This window comes from Enterococcus thailandicus, from assembly GCF_001886265.1.
Taxonomy (GTDB): Bacteria; Bacillota; Bacilli; order Lactobacillales; family Enterococcaceae; genus Enterococcus_B; species Enterococcus_B thailandicus.
On record NZ_JXLE01000007.1, the window covers coordinates 71782 to 90637 of the forward strand.

Consider the following 18856-nt stretch of genomic DNA (forward strand, 5'->3'; position numbering starts at 1 on the left):
TTTTTTATCTATCTAAGAAATAAAATTTAATTATTTTTATAAAAGTGTTGAAATTTCATTTCTTAAGCGTTATACTCTGTTCATAGAAATGAAGACGGATACATAAAGCGAGGGATGAACATGTTTGGGTTTTCAATATTCATGAATGAGCCATTAACTCCACAAAAAAAAGCATATATTCATAAAATGGCAACTAGTGGTTTTATTGGTATCTTTACTTCGATGCATATTCCAGAAGATGATGTCAGTGCTTATCAAGGACGACTAAGAGAACTGGGCGAAGAAGCAAAAAAAAATCAGCTCGAATTAATGGTTGATATTTCAGGAGATGCGTTGAAACGAGCTGGGTTTTCGTTGACCGATTTAACGCCACTAAAAGAAATCGGTGTGACGGGCTTACGAATGGACTATGAATTGTCTAACAAACAGATTGCTGTTTGGTCACATCAGCTGAAAATTAGTTTAAATGCTAGCACGATTACATCGGAAGATATTAGTGAGTTGAAAAAATATCAAGCGGATTTTTCTAATCTTGAAGCGTGGCACAATTACTATCCACGTCCAGAAACTGGCTTAGCCAAGTCATGGTATCAAGAAAAAAATCAGTGGTTAGCGGAACAGGGCTTTACAATTCAAGGATTTGTTGCTGGTGACGCTGATTTAAGAGGCCCGTTATATCAAGGGTTACCTACTTTAGAAAAACATCGTGGTGTCCATCCATTAGCAGCAGCGCTAGAGTTAGCCGAGTGTAAAACTGATTTGATTTACATTGGTGATGCAGGTTTGTCAGAAAGAGTGCAGCAACAATTCGCAACCTATCAAAATAACCGAATGATTTCATTACAAGTAGAAGTACTTGATGAGGAATTGATTGAATTAGTCTTAGGCACGCATGTCAATCGCCAAGATGAGGCGAGAGATGTCATTCGAAGTGCTGATGCACGATTTAAAAAAATTCCACAAATTTCACCTAAGCAAACGATTGAACGAACGGTCGGGAGCATTACGATCGACAATGAAAACTATCTTCGTTATATGGGTGAGATTCAATTAACCAAAAGAAATTTACCAGCTGATGAAAAAGTGAATGTCATGGCTCAAGTGGTTACAGAAGACTTACCATTGATTCACCAAATTCATGCAGGCGTCAACTATCAACTAATTCGTAAAGAGGGAAGAAAAGATGAGCAAAATTAATTTAGATAACTTAACAACGGAACGTAGAAATCAAGAAACATTTGGACTAGACGAGATGAGTGTAACACAAGCTGTTGAGCTGATGAATCGTGAAGACCAAAAAGTCGCAGAGGCAGTTGCAAAAGAACTAGGAAGTATTGAACCAGTAATTGCGCACACGATTGACTCATTTAAAAAAGGTGGACGTTTGATTTACATGGGCGCAGGCACAAGTGGTCGTTTGGGCGTATTAGATGCAGCAGAGTGTGTACCAACATTTGGCGTTGAGCCAGAAATGGTGATTGGCTTAATCGCAGGTGGCGAGGCAGCAATGACTGTAGCTGTTGAAGGTGCGGAAGATTCATTCGAGCTTGGAGAAGAAGACTTGATTCATTTAAATTTAACAAAAAATGACATGGTCATCGGAATTGCCGCAAGCGGACGTACACCATATGTTATTGGTGGCTTAGATTATGCTCGCTCAATTGGTGCAGTGACCGCAACGATTTCTTGCAATAAAAATGCTGAAATCAGTAAACATGCTGATTTCCCAATCGAAGTTGATGCAGGCCCAGAATTTTTGACTGGTTCAACTCGCCTGAAGTCTGGTACAGCTCAAAAATTGATTTTGAATATGATTTCAACAATCAGCATGATTGGTATTGGAAAGGTCTTTAATAATTTGATGGTCGATGTTAAACCAACCAACGAAAAATTAGTGGAACGTTCAAAACGAATCATCATGCAAGCAACAGAGGTTGACTATGAAACAGCTGAGCGATACTTTAATGAAGCAGAGCAAAATGTGAAATTAGCAATTGTTATGATTTTAACAAATAGTGATAAAGAAACTGCACAGGATAAATTGGTTGAAGCAAATGGTTTTGTAAAAGGAACCTTATAAGGGGGAGCGACTGATGGCTAAAAATGAATTGACTTTAGAAGAATTAGCAAAACGCATTTATGAAGAAGCTGGTGGGATGGACAATGTTGAGAGCATTGTCCACTGCATGACACGCGTACGAATGAAAATCAAAAATGACGAACTAGTTGACACAGAAAAATTAAAAGCGATTCCAGGTGTCCTGGGTGTTGTTGAAGATGAACAACTACAAGTGATTATCGGCCCGGGGAAAGTAAACAAAGTTGCACAGCAAATGGTTGATCTTGCGGGTGTAAAACTAGGCGAAAAATTACCGGAACATGGGACAGCAGAACACTCAGCCAATTCTGGTAAGGATTTGGTAAATGAACGAGCACAAGCAATGAAAGCAGCTCAAAAATCAAAACAAAAACCATCAAAAATCAAATCAATCTTAAAAGATATTTCTAATATCTTTGTTCCGATGATTCCAGCTTTTGTTGGTACAGGGATTGTTGCGGGGATTGCCGCTGTATTAGCTAACTTAGTCACAGCAGGAAATCTTGATGCAGCAACTTGGCAACAATATATCGATGTAATGAATATCCTGAAAAACGGAATGTTCAGTTACTTAGTTATCTATACAGGGATTAACGCAGCACAAGTTTTCGGTGCTACACCAACTCTTGGTGGGGTAATTGGTGCCGTTGTGATGCTAACGGGAATGAATCCAGAAGCACCATTGAAAAATTTATTTACTGGTGAAGCTTTGGCAGCTGGTCAAGGTGGGATTCTTGGCGTAATCTTTGCTGTTTGGTTACTTTCAATAGTAGAAAAGAAATTGCACAAAGTGATACCGGATTCAATTGATATTATCGTGACACCAACGTTATCTCTAATTGCAATTGGTTTAGTGGAAATCTTCTTGATTATGCCATTAGCTGGCTTTATTTCAGACGGCATGGTTGGCGGAATCGATTGGGTGCTAAATGTCGGCGGAGCATTTGCAGGGTTTGTTTTAGGAACATTATTTTTGCCAATGGTTATGTTTGGATTGCACCAAATTTTGACACCTATTCATGTTCAAATGATTGATGAAACAGGTCGCACACTATTGCTTCCGATTCTTGCGATGGCAGGTGCAGGGCAAGTTGGTGCAGCGCTCGCTTTATGGATTCGTTGCAAAAAAGATAAAGAATTGACAGAAATGATTAAGGGCGCTTTACCAGTTGGTATTTTAGGAATCGGTGAACCATTGATTTATGGTGTGACATTACCTCTTGGCCGTCCATTTATCACCGCATGTATTGGTGGTGGTATCGGTGGGGCAGTGATCGGAATGATTGGTAATGTTGGTGCGATTGCTATTGGTCCTTCAGGTGCGGCATTGATTCCATTAATTTCAGATGGTAAATGGTGGGGCTATGTTCTAGGTTTACTTGCAGCTTACGCAGGTGGATTTGTGGCAACATTCTTCTTCGGAATTCCGAAAGAACAATTAGAAAAAGAAGCGTTAGCAGAAGAAACAAGTGACAATGTAGCAACAACCAATGAAGTTGTCTTAACAGCTGTTGCTGATGGAACAGTAATGTCATTAGAAGAAGCAAGTGATCCTGTATTTGCGCAAAAAATGATGGGTGAAGGATTTTTCGTTGAACCAACAAACGGACAAATTTATTCTCCAGTTGCTGGTACAGTTCAATCTGTCTTTCCAACAAAACATGCAATTGGTATCACGACACAAAATGGTATCGAAGTATTACTTCATATGGGGATTAATACTGTTGACCTTGGCGGTGCGCCCTTTGACGTGAAGGTGACAGAGGGACAAAAAGTTACGACTGATACATTGGTAGCAAATGCAGATCTTGATGCAATCAAGGCTGCTGGAAAAGAAACGTCAATGATGGTTCTTTTAACTAATATGGATCATGTAGAAAATTTTGTTTTGGAAAAAACAGGCGAAATGAAGGCTAAGACGGCTGTGATGGATGTGAAAACTGTGTAAAAAAGGTTGTGGCGCAAAGCGGCTAGCTCCGAAAAGATAGTGAGCAGGCACTCAAAATAGCTTTCCATAGTTTAAAGTGGATGCAAACTATCTTGAGGAGTTGCTTTGGGAACACCGTATATAAAGTTGTGAAAGAAATACTCAGCTCCAATAAATAAGAATAAATTACCAGGAATTACTTCTTAAATTTTTGAGTCATTTAGGCTTCACTCGATTCCTGGTTAGAGGACATCAAGGAGTAAAAATGAGTTAGGCTGGAATATCAAGAAATACAACAAAAAGAAGAACTTAGATTCCCACTCGCTTAAAATAGCTAACCAAAAACACGTTGCCAAAATCTTAAGAAAGATTTTGGCAACGTGTTTTTCATTTTTTGAAATAGCAATTCCCCAATAAAGAAATTTTTTAATTGCTTCTGGAATTTCTTTATCAGTTGACTCGCGATTATCAATTTTTCCTAATGCAATCATGTCACTGTAAACATGACAAAATTCTGGGCTATTAAAGCTAAAATTGATTGAAAGTTATCTGTATCCTTATTTTTTAGATAACCGTTGCATTTTTTGTATAAAATGGACAAGTCATGGCGTATTCACAATTATGCTCAAAAATAAATTTTTTTAGATTGTTTTAAATAGCACAAAGTTTTTGAGATATAATTAAAAATGATACGGAAGGTTTTTTTAGAAGTGCAAGAATAAGAAAAAAATAGATCCTTTACCTGCATTACGAGGAGTAAAAAAACTCCTCTTTTTTCTATGAATCAAGAAAGGTAGCGGGCTATGAAAGGGGAATAATGACAATACTATTCAAAATCGAGAATCATAAATTATGGGAAAGAAAATACTCTGTATTTCTGACTGTATTCAGTTTTTTAATCATGCTGATATTTTCCAAATCTTCTCCGCTCTACTTCATAAATGACTGGGTAGATGCCAATGCTTTTTTCTCGGTCGGTAAAGGAATCGCTCATGGGCAAGTGCCGTATAAAGATCTATTTGAACAAAAAGGGATACTCTTATATTTCATTCATGCGATGGCTTACAAGTTGAGTGCAACTTCTTTTTTCGGTGTTTATCTATTAGAAAGTATTTCGTTTGCCATTTCGATGATTTTATTGTTTAAAATTTGTAATTATTATTTCTCAGAGAAAATAGCCTTTGCAGTTACTTGTTTATCACCAATAATCTTGCTAAATAAGGATTATTTTCGTGCAGGAGATAGTGCAGAAGAGTTTGCTTTTCCTTTTGTGCTAGGGCTTTTATATTTAATCATATCTATCTCTAATACGGATGAAAGAATAAAAGGGAAGCAATATTTCATTCAAGGCTTACTGATGGGATGTGTATTTTGGATAAAATATACTATGATCAGTCCGTGGATTGCCTTTTTTCTCTTTTTTGGAATCTATTATCTAGTAAGGAAAGATTATCAGCAGTTACTTAAAGCAGTGATTTGTAGCTTGCTGGGATTTTTGTTAGTCAGCATTCCAATTATCATCTATTTTTTAGTCAACCATGCGTTACATGAAATGTATTTTGTTTATTTCAAATTCAATATGGTGTTGTATCCACAATTAGTTGACCAGGGAAATAATGTAAATATAGTTAGCCGCTTTTTTAATACATTAAAGATATTTTTTACTTTGATGTGGCCAAACAAAATTAGTTTAGCTGTCTTGATGATTGGGTCTGTCTACCTTTTATTTACAAAGGCAATCTTTAAGCAAACTCGTTTTAAAGTGTTGTGGCTGTTTATGTTTTTATGCACTAACTTTTTTGTTTTTTATGGTGGAATTCCATTGAACTATTATCTCTTGTTGGATTTAACCATATTATTAGTAGGATTTTTGGGTTTTTGTTTATTGTTGAAAAATTTAGTAATTCGATATAAATTGCAACGGCCTGAAGTAAGTAAATTTTTAATACCAGGGGGCATTATTTTTGCAATCCTATTGATGGTTATTTCAAATGATACTTTTAAAGATATGCGCTTTTTTACTAATCGACCAAGCATTCAAATAAAAAATGCTGCAAATACAAATCCAAATGCAAAAGTACCAGCGCAGTTAGAATTTGCTAAATACTTAAAAGGCAAGGAAGATGTGACTCTGCTAAACTATCGCTTTGTTGATTATGGATTTTCTGTAATCCCCAATATTGTTCCGAGCGTCAAGTATTTTATGAATGTCAATATCCCTTACGAAGTTTATCAAGAAAGTATGGATCAACAAAATAAATATGTAGAAGAAAAGAAGACCGACTACGTTGTTGCTGGTCTTGATTTGAATGATGATGTGAATAATTTTGGTACGCCTTGGCTTCACGAGAACTATCATCCGATTGCTGTCCATGTCCAGGAACGTGAGGGAAATATCTTGAAATATGTGCTTTATGAAAAAAATAAAAAATGAATTGATTAAAAAAGAAAAGAGGATTACTTATGGAATTGAAACCAGAAATGCTACCGATTTACAGAGAAATAACGAAAATTGTAATGAACACTATTCCCAAAGAAAAAAAGAAGTAGAGAATCATGATTTAGTGATAAGAACTTTATATTTTGACCTAGTTACTAAAGCTGAAACAATTAGTTTTCTATATGAAAATAAAAAAAGCGATGATATTGGTATGATTTTTCGATCTTTTATAGAGTTATATATGTATCTAAAATATATACTTGAAAAAAATACCGTAAATAAAGCTAGGGCTTGTTTTTATTGGCAAAAACACCAGAACATAAAAATACTAAATAATAATTTGGAATTGATGGATTCTGAAGAAAAACAGTTAGCTTTGAAGGAAATTGATGACAGTCTACGAAATAGTAATAATTCCTACTATGATGATTTGTCTACATACAAGGATTATATTGAGGCACAAATAAATTCTTGTTACACAAATAATATTTCCCTCGGAAAAAGGCGAAATTGGTAGAATGAGTCAGGTGATCAAAAAAGTATCAAATCATTGTTTGAAAATCTCAGCGAATTACAAGTTTATGTTGTAATTTATGCTAAATATCCTGCTTCTTCATACGGATTAAGTGTTCTTGGAAATATGGATGTGACTAAAAATAGCATAGAGATAACAAAACCTTCAGATAAAGATACAGGGCTTACTATTATAAATGGATATCTCTTTGATATAACGCAAATTATTGTTGACTATCATGATATTAGGCAAGAAGTTCAGCCCTCAATATTAGAAATAAAAAATATATTTGGCCAACAGAATTAAAATGAAAATCTAAGTCCAACAGAGTATGCTTGGATAATCAAAAGACAAATTTAGTGTAGATTATTAATTGTACGAGGACATTTAAGTTGAGCATTTAAATTATTGATGCTATAATGTGATTGCGAAATGAGATAAGCTATACACGAATAGCACAAAAGCCAACCCTATTGCGAGTAGGGTTGGCTTTCTTTATGTTCGTTGCGACTCCGAACATGTGGGTTAGAGACAACTTGCTTTAGTTATCGTCTTTCTCGTCTAACCAGTGAGAAACTAGTTCGATGACCAGTCCAACAAAAATTGGTGCGATAACCAATGAGATAAGCTCTTTCACGAAAAACACCCCCAATCAGGGGCAAGTTGCCAAAAAAATTATACCATTAAAAAAGCCTAGTACAAAAGAAACTCAGAGAATTACTTTTAAATTACACTTACGCTCTAGATCAGGTATAATTAATAATGGAACTGTAGTTATTAATTAGTGAGAGGAGAAAGCTTTGAGAAATTTTTCCGAGTTACTGAAAAAGTACCAAGATGCATTTATATATACTGACAAGCGAGAAAAAACAAGTGATATTTTGAAAAAAATTGTTGACGTAGAAGAAAAAAAAATTGACTTTCTTTCGCAAAAACGGATTAAGTTATTAGAAGAAAATATAGTAAATTCGATATATTTTGATGAATCGAATGAGCCTTCAGTAAAGTTGCTGTTTGTGATTAACAATGAAAGGAGTAAAAAATATTATCAACATCCATACTTTATTCAAAGTGTCACAGATCCATTATTGAAAGACGAGCGAATATATGTTTTTTATGATGAATCGGTGGGCATTCTTGAAACGAATAGTAGTCTTTTAGCTTTAGATGTTAGAATACTTACGGGTATTTCCAAAAAGAATGTTGAAAAAGAAGATATAATTTTTAAAGATTACATTTCTGCTTTTGAGCGGAAATTTGATTTAACTTAATTCATATTGATAGTTTTTTTATTATTTTTAATAAAAATCAAGTTAAAAATTCAGTGTGGTATAGATAACTATTAAATTACAATATCCTGTTTTATTCGATAAACTGTCTGTCTAGTAACATTGTAATTTTTCGCAATCTTTGAAATAGCGATACCCTCGTTTAAATCCTTAACGATGTTTTCATAAACTAAACGTCGTTGAGGATTTTTTGTGTCTGCGCTATAAAGTTTTGGACGTCCCTTGTAGACACTATTCGCTTTGGCAATTTTTATTCCTTGTGCCTGACGTCGTTTAGATTCAGTACGTTATTGGTACTCTAGAAAAAAATATTCAATGAGATCCAGTTTTGGTTATATGAAAAAGATATATACATTACTGATAAATTTACATAAATAACTGAGTAAGATTCGAAGTATCTTTGATAAAGAATTATCCTGGTTAATCAACGGCAACTAGCTCGTGAATGTTTACACGATATAGAATGTAGTTAAGGAGAAACGAAATAATGAAAAATAAATATTTTAGTTGGGGGATATTAGTGTTAGTAGTCGTAGTCGCTGGTATTTTAGCTTTATTTAAAGCCGAAGAAGGTTGGCTTGGATTTTGGGATGGAATAATAGAATCTACTATAATCTGAAAAATATTATGATAGGTTACGCTTACTTTAGATTAATCCATAGAGTAGTAACAACGCTGCTATTACTCCAACTTTCATTTTTCAATCTCCTTTTCTGATTCTATTTCTCGGATCGCTTGCTTGATGATATCCATAAGCTTCTGATATTCTAAAATTTGATCTTCTATTTTGGATCGCTCGGCAAGCATTTCTCAATAGCCAGCTGAAAGCTGGGTAGAATACCTTTTAATAACACTTGCATGATTAGCTACATCAGCTACAGGCTCAACACCTACTCCCAATACTAAGTCGCCGCCCTGAATTTCTCCAACAAACCCCTCATGAGGATTTCCGCGAAGACCATTGTTGTCAATAACAGGAACATAATTTAGGAATTTAACCAGATTATTTTTGTTTGATATCCATAATAATTTATCAGCATATCTGCTTTCACATTATGACAAGTACGGTAAAGAAAAAACTAAAAAAAAATCAAATCAACCCCGACTGCAAGAATAACCAATATATTTAAAACAGAAAGGAATACTCCTAAATATAAAAAACTGTGATATATTTTCAATTTTAGCCTCTTTTTAAACTCCAAAGTTAAATATATCAAAATAAATGCTGCTAATGGAGTAAAGAAAGAAGCAATTGCTACCAACAATAGAAAATAAAAATTTTGATTGTTTATGGCACCGTTCTCTTCCGGAGTAGATTGAAGTATCTCAACGGAATCATCTATAAAATAACTAATTGGAACTTCATAGAATTTACTAATTATCTTTAAGTTTTCTGTATCTGGAATAGAGTAACCTCTTTCCCAATTAGAAATGGTTTGTCTCGAGACATTAATTTTGGTAGCTAGTCCTTCTTGCGTATAGCCGGCTGCTTTCCTTAAATTCCTCAGTTTTTCTTCCATAAATTGCCCTCCAATATTAAATTTCAAAGGTTTGCAAAGTGATTTTGACAGATTATTTCCCGATATTACGCAATACTTATTGAATAATCCCAATTACTTTATAAAAAACGCATAAGGAGCGATACAGATGAAAAAATCAATTTTTTTAAAAACGAGCATTGTTTTAACCACTATTTTAACACTAAGCACCAGCCTAACACCATTGACAACTTTCGCTGCAGAAAATCACAGCATAGACGAACAGACAGTACCAGCGTCAACCAGTTCAGATTTAAAAGAACAATTTGGTCTCACAGACAAGGAGTTGAATTCTATTGATAAAACACAAAATTTTACACCAACCGCAGATCAATTAAAACAAATTGACAATTTATTAAACCGTAACCATAATGCCCGTATATTCGGACTTGATGATGTGTTAGAATTAATTGCAATTGTAGGAGTTGGTTATGCAGCTGGTCACTGGGCAGCAAGCGAGGCGCATAAACGCTTTGGCCTATCAGCTGCAAGCTATAAATCAAATAGATGGTGGTGGAGAGCAGGAATCGCTGCTGCTGCAGGAGTTCCAGCTGCGGTAGGATTCGATGATTATTTCTATGGAATCTAAAAGAAATACGAAAGCAAGATTAAAACGTCTTCAATATCTTTTCGTTATATTGATGATCGTAGCTTTAATTAGAGAAGTATACTTTTTAGCATTTAGCTTTGGGATTACATCAAGTATATTTTATCTATTCCAAAAGAACTACAAAGAGAATAATACATAGATCGAGTTATCTCGCTTCTACGTATAACAAAAAGAGCTTGGGACATAAGTCCTAACAAAAATCCAGATGCCAGTCAAACTGATTGGCATCTGGATTATTTGTATTAAAATAAAAACACCATTGCTAAAATAAAAGTGACTAAACAAATAAAAAAGCGAGGCGTTCTTATGTTTAAAGTTATATCACAAATCAAGTCGTTTCTCCTCTAGATTTTAGTTTTCAGTTAGAAAAAAATGATATTGCGTTCGCTATTGATGAGTTAATTGAAAGTATTACTGAAGAACGTTTCATTCCTTTTCATCCTCAAATGGGGCCGTCTTCCTATCATCAAAAAATGATGATGAAGATGATTTTATGTGCCTACACACAATCCGTGTTTTCTGGTCGAAAGATTGAAGCATTGACGAAAGACAGTATTCGCATGATGCGGCTTACGAAAAGTTATCAGCCTAGTTATCGAACAATTAATCGGTTCCGTGTGAATCCTTTGGTGAACACACTCCTTCGAGAGTACTTCGTTCAGTTCCGTAGCCAATTGGTCAAGGAACAACTGATTGATGAAAAAGTCATTTTTATCGATGGGACAAAGATTGAAGCCACTGCCGATAAATACACCTTTGTTTGGAGAAAATAAATTGATAACTTTGAGAAAAGGCTTACTGAAAAATCAGCTTTTCTTTATGATGAATTGGTAAAAAATCAAGTTATTCCTGAAATTGAGCGCGAGTCCACAAAGGAATTCAACTGATTAAGTCAGATTGAGGAACACCTTACTCCTGTTGTCGATAAATTGACAGAAAAAATCGAACAAGAAGATGGCGTGACTCGAAAACAGTTGCGTTCGGAACGAAAAATCCCCCAAAAAATCAGAAAACTATTTCATGATTTCAAAGAAAACTTGCCTATCAAAGACATAGACAAATTCTAGGAAACCGAAATAGTTATTCTAGAACTGACCTAGATGCTACGTTTATGCGCATGAAGGAGGATCACATGAAAAATGGTCAGTTGAAAGCTGGCTACAATCTTCAAATTGCCACAAACAGTCAGTATATTTTAGGCTATGAGCTTTTCTCAAATCCAACAGATACACGAACACTGCGTCCTTTTTTAACTACTTTAAAAGAGCGTTTCTTTGAACTACCAACCTACATTGTCGCAGATGCCGGTTACGGAGGAGAAGAAAACTATCAAGCCATTTTAGAAGCCCATGAGCGGACACCACTCATTACCTATTTGATGTATCATAAAGAACAAAAGAAAAAATTCAAACAAAATCCATTTCTTCCTGCAAACTGGTCGTATCAAGAATTAGATGATACGTTTCTTTGTCCTAATGGATGAAAAAGGAAGTTTCGCAATTACTCTATTCGTACAGATAAAGATGACTTTAAACGATAGTTAAAACAGTATGAATGTGAAGACTGTTCGAATTGTCTTCTTCAAAGCCAGTGTAAAAAGCAAAGAGTGACAAAAATCGTAAGATTAAAAAGAACATGAACTGGGAATATTTTAAAGCAAAGATTCAACAGCTACTTTCAGAAGAAAAAACTGGTAAAATCTATCGTCAACGAAAAATTGACGTTGAACCAGCTTTCGGACATTTGAAGGCTTGTTTAGGTTTTACTCGGTTCTCTGTTCGAGGAAAACAGCAGACAAACAATGAGATTGGCTTTGCGTTAATGGCAGTAAATTTAAGAAAATATAGATTGAACATGCCCACAATCAAGGAAGATTCTTCCAATAATTTCAAAAACAGACGGCTGAAAATCCTTTTTACGATTTTCGGTCGTCTGTTTGATGGTTCTTAGGACTTATGTCCCAAGCTCAACGTGTTTTTGATTTTGGTAGGCCATTTACTGGTTTTGTCCCAGGCCCCGATTCATTTTTATCGTTAATTGGTTAAGATTTTTATATTAACCAATGTTTTTGTTTATTGATTGTCGTTAAACACTTGAGTCAATGTTTGATAAATTTGTGCCACATCAGTTGGCGTACCACGTAATTCATAATCAGCTAAGAAAGGAAAACCAAATTGTTGCGCATATTGTTTAGCAGTTAAGCAATACTGGTTGTTGAAATTTTTATTGCCACTACCAACAACACCTAAACAAAATTGATAATTATTTTGAAAATCCAGATATTCACGCATGGTTTCAGTCAGAATTTCAGTATCACCATTATCAATTCCGTTGCCACCTTCCAAATAAGTCGGAACAAATGTGAAGAAGGGTTCAGTTTCTTGTTCAAAATCACTATTTTCATGGATTTCTTTTAGCGTGATTTCAGGTAAAGTGTTATCTGCTTGATGCTGTTCTTGGGCGTATTCCATCAGATGATGAGCAAAAGCACGCGTGTTACCAGAGATTGATATATATAAAATGTTCATTTGAGTTCCTCCTATTCGTCTGTTTAGTATAGCATGTTTTTAAGGAAACGACAGAAGGAAAAAGGCGAATGTTTATATGGTGTTTTGTGAATAATTAGAAAAAAATGTATAAAATAATAATTTTGTGAGAGTTTTAGTGAAAAGGGTAAAAGCAACAGTGGTTTGTTATAATTTGATAAAAGCGGTTTTTTATTTGGAGGATACTTGCATGAATGAGATAGAGCGACAGAAAAAAGGGATTGGGCTAATTCCACTAGCAGCCATGGTCATTGGTTCAGCTATTGGAGGTGGCGTTTTCGGTATCATGACAGACATCTCTGGTTCAGCAGGAGGTGCAGCGCTCTTTAGTTGGTTACTTGTCGGCTCGGCAATGTTGATGTTATCTTTGTCTATTAACAATTTAAACAAAAAACGTCCGGATTTAGAGGGCGGAATCTTTAGTTATGCTGAAGCGGGATTTGGTCGATTTGCAGGATTTATCAGTGGTTGGGGCTATTGGCTGACTTGTTGGTTAGGAAATGTTGCTTTTGCAACGTTGCTGATGAGTGCATTGGGGTATTTTTTCCCAGTGTTTGCTGGTGGTCAAAATATTCCTTCTGTGATAATGAGTACTCTTTTACTTTGGGGATATGCTTGGTTAGTCAATCGCGGAGTAGAAAATGCAAGTATTGTGAATGCAATCGTGACGATTTGTAAATTAGTACCACTCTTTTTATTCATTGTGGTAGCAATCAGCACATTCTCGATTCAACAATTTATTGCAAACTTTTCAAGTGATATTATTTTAACAGCCAATGGACAAGTTGTTCCATTTTCGAGTCAAATTTTAAGTTGTATTATGGTGATGCTCTGGGTATTTGTTGGAATTGAAGGCGCATCAGTTGTTGGTTCGCGTGCAAAGAAAAAATCAGATGTTGGAAAAGCAACGATTTTAGGGATTCTTGGCTTGATTTTGATTTACGTGTTAGTTTCTATGCTTCCGTATGGAACGATGCCAATGAAAGAACTTCAATCGATTCAGACACAACCGGCTATGGGGTATGTATTTGAAAAAATGGTTGGTAAATGGGGCGCAGTAGTAATTAACGGAGGTTTGATTATTTCGTTATTTGGTGTGTGGCTTTCATGGACGATTTTACCAGTAGAAACGATGCGCAATATGGCACAAGATGGTTTGTTACCAAAAAGTTGGAGTAAGGTGAATGCACAAGGCGCACCAACTTTCGCGATTATTTTAACAACGTTGTGTACAAATGTGTTCTTGTTATCACTTTTATTTACAGACAGTGCGTATAACTTTGCGTATACTTTGGGAACGGCAGCGATTTTCTTTACGTGGTTATTTCTCGGATTGTATCAAATGAAATTATCCTATCAACGTCGTGAATGGGGACAGTTTTTGATTGGCCTGTTAGCCAGTGCCTTCCAAGTTTGGGCAATGTTTGTGGTTGCCTTTAACGAAGTAATGCTTGTCTTGGTTCTTTTCTTGCCAGGTATTTACTTCTATCTGCAAGCTAGAAAAGAGCAGGAACAGCCAGTCGATCATGTGAAAATCGATCGCTTCTTATTGATTTTGGTCACTTTAGTAGGAGTCGTAGCTTTAATCCTATTTGGAACAGGAAAACTGCATGTGTAGTTGATTGCAAGTTCTTTAAAGTAAATAAAATAGTTATTAGTAAAAAAGATAGCTTTAATTTCCAAACCTTCGGAAATTGAAGCTATCTTTTTATGTATATCAAGGTTCCTATTTATAATAAATTGGCACCAACGGCCTATCAAGGTCAACTAGAAGGAACAATGGTTCATTTTTGTGCTTGATAAAATAAGCCACTAATTTTATAGCCAAGCTTTTTGTACATTTCTTTTGGCGTATCGGAATAGTCAGCAACAATAACGATAGTCGTATCTTGATAAAAATTCGCTACATATTGTTGTAATGATTTAGCAACTGTTTGATTTCTAAAGTCTGGCGCAGTATAAATATCATAAATTTCAATATTTGTTGGATGCTTAATGACCGTCGCAAAGCCAATCACCGCTTGATTTGTTGAAGCAATAAATAGATCTAAGATGTCCTCTTTAAATAAAGTTAGGAGAAAGTGTTGATTGATTTTTGCAAATTCTTCACCGTAGATAAGGTCTTGCGTAAATTTGCTATTTAAAAATTCAGTGAGTGTAGCTGTATGTACCTTTGAAATCTCAAATTTGGGGAAGCTTGTTGAGGCTAACTGATTACTTGGAATAGTAAAAATCAACATTTTTTCTGTAGAGAATCCTTGCGTCTCTAAATGAGCTAAAAAAGAATCAGAAGGGGTGAAGTTAAATTTAAACATAGGTGCATCGTTCATCCAGTTTTCCATAAAGTTCTCTTCAATAGCAGCTAATTCATCAATAGAAGGTTCTTTTTTTAACCAAATAAAATTCTGGTCATATAGGTAATTGGAATACGCACTAAAATGTTTCTGAAATAAGTCTGTTTCATAAGAAATCTTAGATCCAGTAAAAAATTGTTTATTCATAAGCTGGTGCTCTCCTTTTAGTTGATAATATTTTTTTAATAGTTGTTCTGTTTTCTTTTTAAAAAAGCCGATTTGCTCGTACATCTATTAACAGCGTAATCCAAATCAGTGAAAATGACAGCTATTTTTTGACGTAACATACGCAAATCGACCCAATTCATTTTTCATTCTTGTTTAATGGCCACTTGTCATTTTGATACCAACGATGCTAATCAACAAAAGCCCGACAAAAAGCCAAGTTGCTGTATTCAGTTTGTCATGGAATAAGACAACTCCAATGATAACGGAACCTAGGGCACCAATCCCTGTCCAGATAGGGTAAGATAAACTCATTGGTAAGTGTTTGATCGCTTTTGATAAAAAATAGAAACTGGCAATCATACCAATAATCGTATAAATCGAATAATTAACTTTTGAAAAGCCATCACTCCATTTCATCATTGTTGACCAAAATACTTCTAGAACTCCTGCTACAATTAATTCTAACCATGCCATAGCCAAATGCTCCTTTCTAAAATTTTGAACACAAAAAAGAGGAGAACCATTCCTTCAAAGACCTAACGGAATGATTATCCTCATATGCTACCCGGTGGCAGCTTTGTATTCGATTAATAGAGTCAGTATAGCACATTTTAAATAGGTTGGCATTTCTAAAGATAAAAAAACACTATCCAACAAAATTGTAAGAGGAATAGTTGCTCTTAAAATGGTTTTGTTTCTTGCGAATTAGTATACTAAAGAAATGTTATTAAATAATGAAAAAGTTGAGGGTTTAAGAGTGAATTTTAAAGGAATAAATAGTTTTCAATTAAAGTGGTTAGCGATTGCTTTTATGGTTGTGGATCATGTGAATAGTTATTTTGGGTCACAGCTAGGTTTTCCTTCATGGGTAGCATGGTTAGGGAGATTTGTTGCACCTTTATTTGTTTTTTTATTAGTAGAAGGATTTAGACACACGCGAAGTCGAGCAAAATATGCAAAGCGTTTGGGGTTGGCTGCATTCGTTACGGCAATCGGTAATGTGGTTTACCAGTTGCTGACGGGAGCCTATATCAATCCTTTGACACATCAACCTGATTACTTTTTATTTTTAGGCCCGCACAATATTTTTCTTACGCTATTTCTTTTATTTTGTATGATGTGGGTGCTAGCTACGATGAAACAAAGTAGTGTGGGACAAAAAATTATGTTGATCCTGACATTTTTGATTTTATTGGTGCTTACAGCAGCATCAGAAGGAGGCATCTATCTGATTCCAATGATGTTGCTGATGTTTGTTTTCAAAGAAGAGGGACAAAGAAACAAATTGTTAATTGGGATTTTTGTTTATACCATGATTTTACTTGCCCTAGCTATTTCTAGTTACATGCAGACGCCAGTGAATCAAAGTTTGTATGATTATTTAACTTTTGATAACGAGTTTATGATGGTGACAGTTATTCCATTAATTGCATTATACAATGGTCAATTAGGTGGGACTAATAGCAAGTGGAACAAATATTTCTTCTATCTTTTTTATCCTATTCACCTCTGGATCATTTATGTTATCTTCTATTTTGTACGTTAACGCTGTCGTAAAAAATACTGTAATCGCTGGATGACTGATTACAGTGTTTTTTTATTTTGTCGATTAATTGACAGAATTTTCGCACATTGATGTCTTTTCATTCGATTTCAACTATATTTTCATTCAAATTTGTTTTATAATTAAAAAATATCTTGTCATTTGGGGGAGGAAAACAAATGGAGAATTATCTAAGTCTTTTAGGCGTTTTAATTGTTATTATTGGTTTTGCACTAAAATTAGATTCAATTTTGATTGTGATGGTTGCTTTAGTCGTAACTGCTTTAACAGGTGGGCTAGGGATTAATGGCATGCTTGAGTTATTGGGTACCAGCTTTGTAAATAATCGAGGCATGGCTATCTTTATTATTATCATGTTAGCAACAGGAACGTTAGAAAGAAATGGATTGAAAGAGTCTGCTGCGACTTTGATTCAACGATTCAAAAAAGTTTCAGCTGGCATGATTATCGATATCTATGGCGTTTTCCGGATGATTTTTGCTGCGTTTAATGTGAGCTTTGGGGGCGTTGCAGGATTTGTTCGTCCAATTATTTTACCAATGGCATTAGGCACAGTTGAATCAAAAGGACTGAAAGTTCATCCAGAACATGAGGAAGAGCTTAAAGGAATGGCATCTGCTATGGAAAATATTTGTTGGTTCTTTGGACAAGTTTTATTTATCGGTGGTGCGGGCGCCTTGCTGGTACAGTCAACATTGAAAGACTTAGGTTATGAAGTGACCTTAGGACAGCTAGCGCTGGTTGAAGTACCAGTGGCACTGACTGCATTAGTTGTTTCTAGTATTTATTTCTATTTAAAAGAAAAGAAATTAGCAAAGAAATATTATTCTCAAGAAAAGGAGCAATAAGATGAATTTTTTTACGAATCCTGATATTTTATTAAGTGATAAATTACTTGAAATTTTATATATCATCATGGGTCTAGTCTTAGTTTATACAGGGCTACGAAATCTACTTGATAAAACGAATCCACATCGTTATGGCTCAGCCTTTTTTTGGGCAACGTTAGGTGTGGTGATTGCAGCCGGCCGATGGTTGCCACCACTAGTAAGTGGTATCTTGATTTTTGCTATGACGATTCCAGCAATTGCGAAAAGGGTGAGCAAGGGTGATAGTCGTTTGCCTTCAAAAGAATATATGGAAAAAATGTCAAGCAAACTAGGCATGAAGATTTTTATTCCAGCGTTAAGTATTGGGGTATTTGCAATTTTGTTTGCCTTATTCACCAAATTAGGTGCTTTAGTTGGAGTTGGAGTTGGTGTCTTTGCAGCGATGGCGATTTTGATGTTCTTTTCCCGCGACAATCAGCCTACAACGTTCTTAGACGACGCAGCTGATATGTTAGGAACAGTTGGTCCGTTGAGTATGTTACCAATGCTACTTGCTTCATTGGGCGCTGTGTTTACCAGTGCAGGAGTAGGAACGGTGATTTCAAATGCTGTTGGTACAATTGTTCCTGAAGGAAACGTGAATATTGGGATTATTATCTATGCAGTGGGAATGGTTGTCTTCACAGTAATTATGGGAAATGCCTTCGCAGCAATTACAGTCATGACTGTTGGGATTGGTGCACCGTTTGTCTTTAGTCAAGGAGCAAATCCAGCGCTGATTGGAATGGTTGCTTTAACTTGTGGTTTTTGTGGAACGCTCTTGACACCGATGGCTGCAAACTTTAATATTGTTCCAGTCGCTATGTTAGAAATGAAAGACAAGTATGGCGTAATCAAAAATCAATTATTTATTGCTTTATTTATGTTAGTATTCCAAATTGCTTATATGATTTTATTTAAATAATTAGGAGGAACAAA

Annotated in this window: 18 protein-coding genes and 2 pseudogenes; 14 read left to right on the forward strand and 6 right to left on the reverse strand. The window is 35.2% G+C overall.

From position 1 onward, the window contains the following. The first annotated feature begins 120 nt into the window (after positions 1-120). From RV17_RS06560 to RV17_RS13660, 6 genes are all read left to right on the forward strand, one after another. Positions 121-1197: a DUF871 domain-containing protein gene (locus tag RV17_RS06560; protein ID WP_071868797.1), complete on the forward strand. Its 1077-nt coding sequence runs from the start codon at positions 121-123 to the stop codon at positions 1195-1197. Next, positions 1184-2080 carry an N-acetylmuramic acid 6-phosphate etherase gene (murQ, locus tag RV17_RS06565; protein ID WP_067485204.1) on the forward strand — a complete coding sequence of 299 codons (897 nt, stop codon included), beginning with the start codon at positions 1184-1186 and terminating at the stop codon, positions 2078-2080. Before RV17_RS06560 ends, murQ begins: the two co-directional genes overlap by 14 nt. Positions 2081-2093: 13 nt before the next feature. Beyond that, on the forward strand, positions 2094-4046 hold the full coding sequence (locus RV17_RS06570; protein ID WP_071868798.1) for a glucose PTS transporter subunit IIA: 1953 nt from the start codon (positions 2094-2096) through the stop codon (positions 4044-4046). A gap of 796 nt (positions 4047-4842) precedes the next feature. Continuing rightward, the gene (locus RV17_RS06580) at positions 4843-6459 is read left to right on the forward strand and encodes a glycosyltransferase family 39 protein (protein WP_071868800.1); all 1617 of its coding nucleotides are present in this window, start codon (positions 4843-4845) and stop codon (positions 6457-6459) included. Next, positions 6440-6982 (forward strand): DUF5677 domain-containing protein, encoded by a 543-nt coding sequence (locus tag RV17_RS13655; RefSeq protein WP_249024350.1) that lies wholly within the window; start codon positions 6440-6442, stop codon positions 6980-6982. The genes RV17_RS06580 and RV17_RS13655 overlap by 20 nt, the downstream gene beginning before the upstream one ends. A 33-nt stretch (positions 6983-7015) precedes the next feature. Further along, positions 7016-7285, forward strand: a complete 270-nt coding sequence (locus tag RV17_RS13660; RefSeq protein ID WP_249024351.1) for a hypothetical protein — start codon at positions 7016-7018, stop codon at positions 7283-7285. 235 nt (positions 7286-7520) lie between these two features. On the opposite strand, the gene RV17_RS13245 is transcribed toward RV17_RS13660, so the two are convergent. Beyond that, a complete protein-coding gene (locus tag RV17_RS13245; RefSeq protein ID WP_140444174.1) occupies positions 7521-7616 on the reverse strand; it encodes a type I toxin-antitoxin system Fst family toxin in 96 nt (31 codons plus the stop codon). Between the two features lie 163 nt (positions 7617-7779). On the opposite strand from RV17_RS13245, the gene RV17_RS06590 reads away from it, so the two are divergent. Further along, positions 7780-8250 carry a hypothetical protein gene (locus RV17_RS06590; protein ID WP_249024352.1) on the forward strand — a complete coding sequence of 157 codons (471 nt, stop codon included), beginning with the start codon at positions 7780-7782 and terminating at the stop codon, positions 8248-8250. 71 nt (positions 8251-8321) lie between these two features. On the opposite strand, the pseudogene RV17_RS06595 reads toward RV17_RS06590, so the two are convergent. Next, positions 8322-8555 (reverse strand): annotated as a pseudogene (locus tag RV17_RS06595) (helix-turn-helix domain-containing protein); the annotation flags it as partial. A gap of 200 nt (positions 8556-8755) precedes the next feature. On the opposite strand from RV17_RS06595, the gene RV17_RS13750 reads away from it, so the two are divergent. Beyond that, positions 8756-8887: a hypothetical protein gene (locus tag RV17_RS13750; RefSeq protein ID WP_256869209.1), complete on the forward strand. Its 132-nt coding sequence runs from the start codon at positions 8756-8758 to the stop codon at positions 8885-8887. 460 nt (positions 8888-9347) lie between these two features. Here RV17_RS13750 and RV17_RS06600 read toward each other — a convergent pair whose 3' ends face one another. Then, positions 9348-9788 carry a helix-turn-helix domain-containing protein gene (locus RV17_RS06600; protein WP_071868801.1) on the reverse strand — a complete coding sequence of 147 codons (441 nt, stop codon included), beginning with the start codon at positions 9786-9788 and terminating at the stop codon, positions 9348-9350. Positions 9789-9915: 127 nt separating this feature from the next. Here RV17_RS06600 and RV17_RS06605 point away from each other — a divergent pair, with 127 nt between their 5' ends. Both RV17_RS06605 and RV17_RS06610 read left to right on the forward strand, forming a co-directional pair. Next, positions 9916-10395, forward strand: a complete 480-nt coding sequence (locus RV17_RS06605; RefSeq protein ID WP_071868802.1) for a hypothetical protein — start codon at positions 9916-9918, stop codon at positions 10393-10395. A gap of 341 nt (positions 10396-10736) precedes the next feature. Then, a pseudogene (locus RV17_RS06610) lies at positions 10737-12366 on the forward strand (IS1182 family transposase). 122 nt (positions 12367-12488) lie between these two features. Here RV17_RS06610 and nrdI read toward each other — a convergent pair. Beyond that, positions 12489-12944, reverse strand: a complete 456-nt coding sequence (nrdI, locus tag RV17_RS06615) for a class Ib ribonucleoside-diphosphate reductase assembly flavoprotein NrdI (RefSeq protein ID WP_071868803.1) — start codon at positions 12942-12944, stop codon at positions 12489-12491. 208 nt (positions 12945-13152) lie between these two features. On the opposite strand from nrdI, the gene RV17_RS06620 reads away from it, so the two are divergent. Next, positions 13153-14580: a basic amino acid/polyamine antiporter gene (locus RV17_RS06620; RefSeq protein WP_067485169.1), complete on the forward strand. Its 1428-nt coding sequence runs from the start codon at positions 13153-13155 to the stop codon at positions 14578-14580. 166 nt (positions 14581-14746) lie between these two features. Here RV17_RS06620 and RV17_RS06625 read toward each other — a convergent pair whose 3' ends face one another. Together RV17_RS06625 and RV17_RS06630 are read right to left on the reverse strand one after the other, a co-directional pair. Further along, the gene (locus RV17_RS06625; protein WP_071868804.1) at positions 14747-15463 is read right to left on the reverse strand and encodes a GNAT family N-acetyltransferase; all 717 of its coding nucleotides are present in this window, start codon (positions 15461-15463) and stop codon (positions 14747-14749) included. A gap of 174 nt (positions 15464-15637) precedes the next feature. Further along, a complete protein-coding gene (locus RV17_RS06630) occupies positions 15638-15958 on the reverse strand; it encodes a DMT family transporter (RefSeq protein ID WP_067485163.1) in 321 nt (106 codons plus the stop codon). Between the two features lie 283 nt (positions 15959-16241). Between RV17_RS06630 and RV17_RS06635 the strand changes: the two genes are divergently transcribed. The 3 genes from RV17_RS06635 (at position 16242) to RV17_RS06645 (ending at position 18842) form a co-directional block, all read left to right on the forward strand. Then, positions 16242-17030, forward strand: coding sequence for a TraX family protein (locus tag RV17_RS06635; RefSeq protein WP_157729245.1), 789 nt, complete (start codon positions 16242-16244; stop codon positions 17028-17030). Between the two features lie 176 nt (positions 17031-17206). Beyond that, the gene (locus RV17_RS06640; protein WP_067485156.1) at positions 17207-17896 is read left to right on the forward strand and encodes a DUF969 domain-containing protein; all 690 of its coding nucleotides are present in this window, start codon (positions 17207-17209) and stop codon (positions 17894-17896) included. A 1-nt stretch (position 17897) separates the two neighbouring features. Further along, complete coding sequence (locus RV17_RS06645) at positions 17898-18842, forward strand: DUF979 domain-containing protein (RefSeq protein ID WP_067485154.1); 945 nt, start codon at positions 17898-17900, stop codon at positions 18840-18842. The last annotated feature ends 14 nt before the right edge of the window (positions 18843-18856 follow it).

Bases quoted from the DNA above. Each gene is read 5' to 3' on its own strand.
- murQ (WP_067485204.1), top strand. From the start codon at position 1,184: ATGAGCAAAATTAATTTAGATAACTTAACAACGGAACGTAGAAATCAA.
- RV17_RS06600 (WP_071868801.1), bottom strand. From the start codon at position 9,788: ATGGAAGAAAAACTGAGGAATTTAAGGAAAGCAGCCGGCTATACGCAA.
- RV17_RS06640 (WP_067485156.1), top strand. From the start codon at position 17,207: ATGGAGAATTATCTAAGTCTTTTAGGCGTTTTAATTGTTATTATTGGT.
- RV17_RS06625 (WP_071868804.1), bottom strand. From the start codon at position 15,463: ATGAATAAACAATTTTTTACTGGATCTAAGATTTCTTATGAAACAGAC.
- nrdI (WP_071868803.1), bottom strand. From the start codon at position 12,944: ATGAACATTTTATATATATCAATCTCTGGTAACACGCGTGCTTTTGCT.
- RV17_RS06570 (WP_071868798.1), top strand. From the start codon at position 2,094: ATGGCTAAAAATGAATTGACTTTAGAAGAATTAGCAAAACGCATTTAT.
- RV17_RS06645 (WP_067485154.1), top strand. From the start codon at position 17,898: ATGAATTTTTTTACGAATCCTGATATTTTATTAAGTGATAAATTACTT.
- RV17_RS06620 (WP_067485169.1), top strand. From the start codon at position 13,153: ATGAATGAGATAGAGCGACAGAAAAAAGGGATTGGGCTAATTCCACTA.
- RV17_RS13655 (WP_249024350.1), top strand. From the start codon at position 6,440: ATGAAAAAAATAAAAAATGAATTGATTAAAAAAGAAAAGAGGATTACT.
- RV17_RS06560 (WP_071868797.1), top strand. From the start codon at position 121: ATGTTTGGGTTTTCAATATTCATGAATGAGCCATTAACTCCACAAAAA.
- RV17_RS06630 (WP_067485163.1), bottom strand. From the start codon at position 15,958: ATGGCATGGTTAGAATTAATTGTAGCAGGAGTTCTAGAAGTATTTTGG.
- RV17_RS06605 (WP_071868802.1), top strand. From the start codon at position 9,916: ATGAAAAAATCAATTTTTTTAAAAACGAGCATTGTTTTAACCACTATT.
- RV17_RS06580 (WP_071868800.1), top strand. From the start codon at position 4,843: ATGACAATACTATTCAAAATCGAGAATCATAAATTATGGGAAAGAAAA.
- RV17_RS13750 (WP_256869209.1), top strand. From the start codon at position 8,756: ATGAAAAATAAATATTTTAGTTGGGGGATATTAGTGTTAGTAGTCGTA.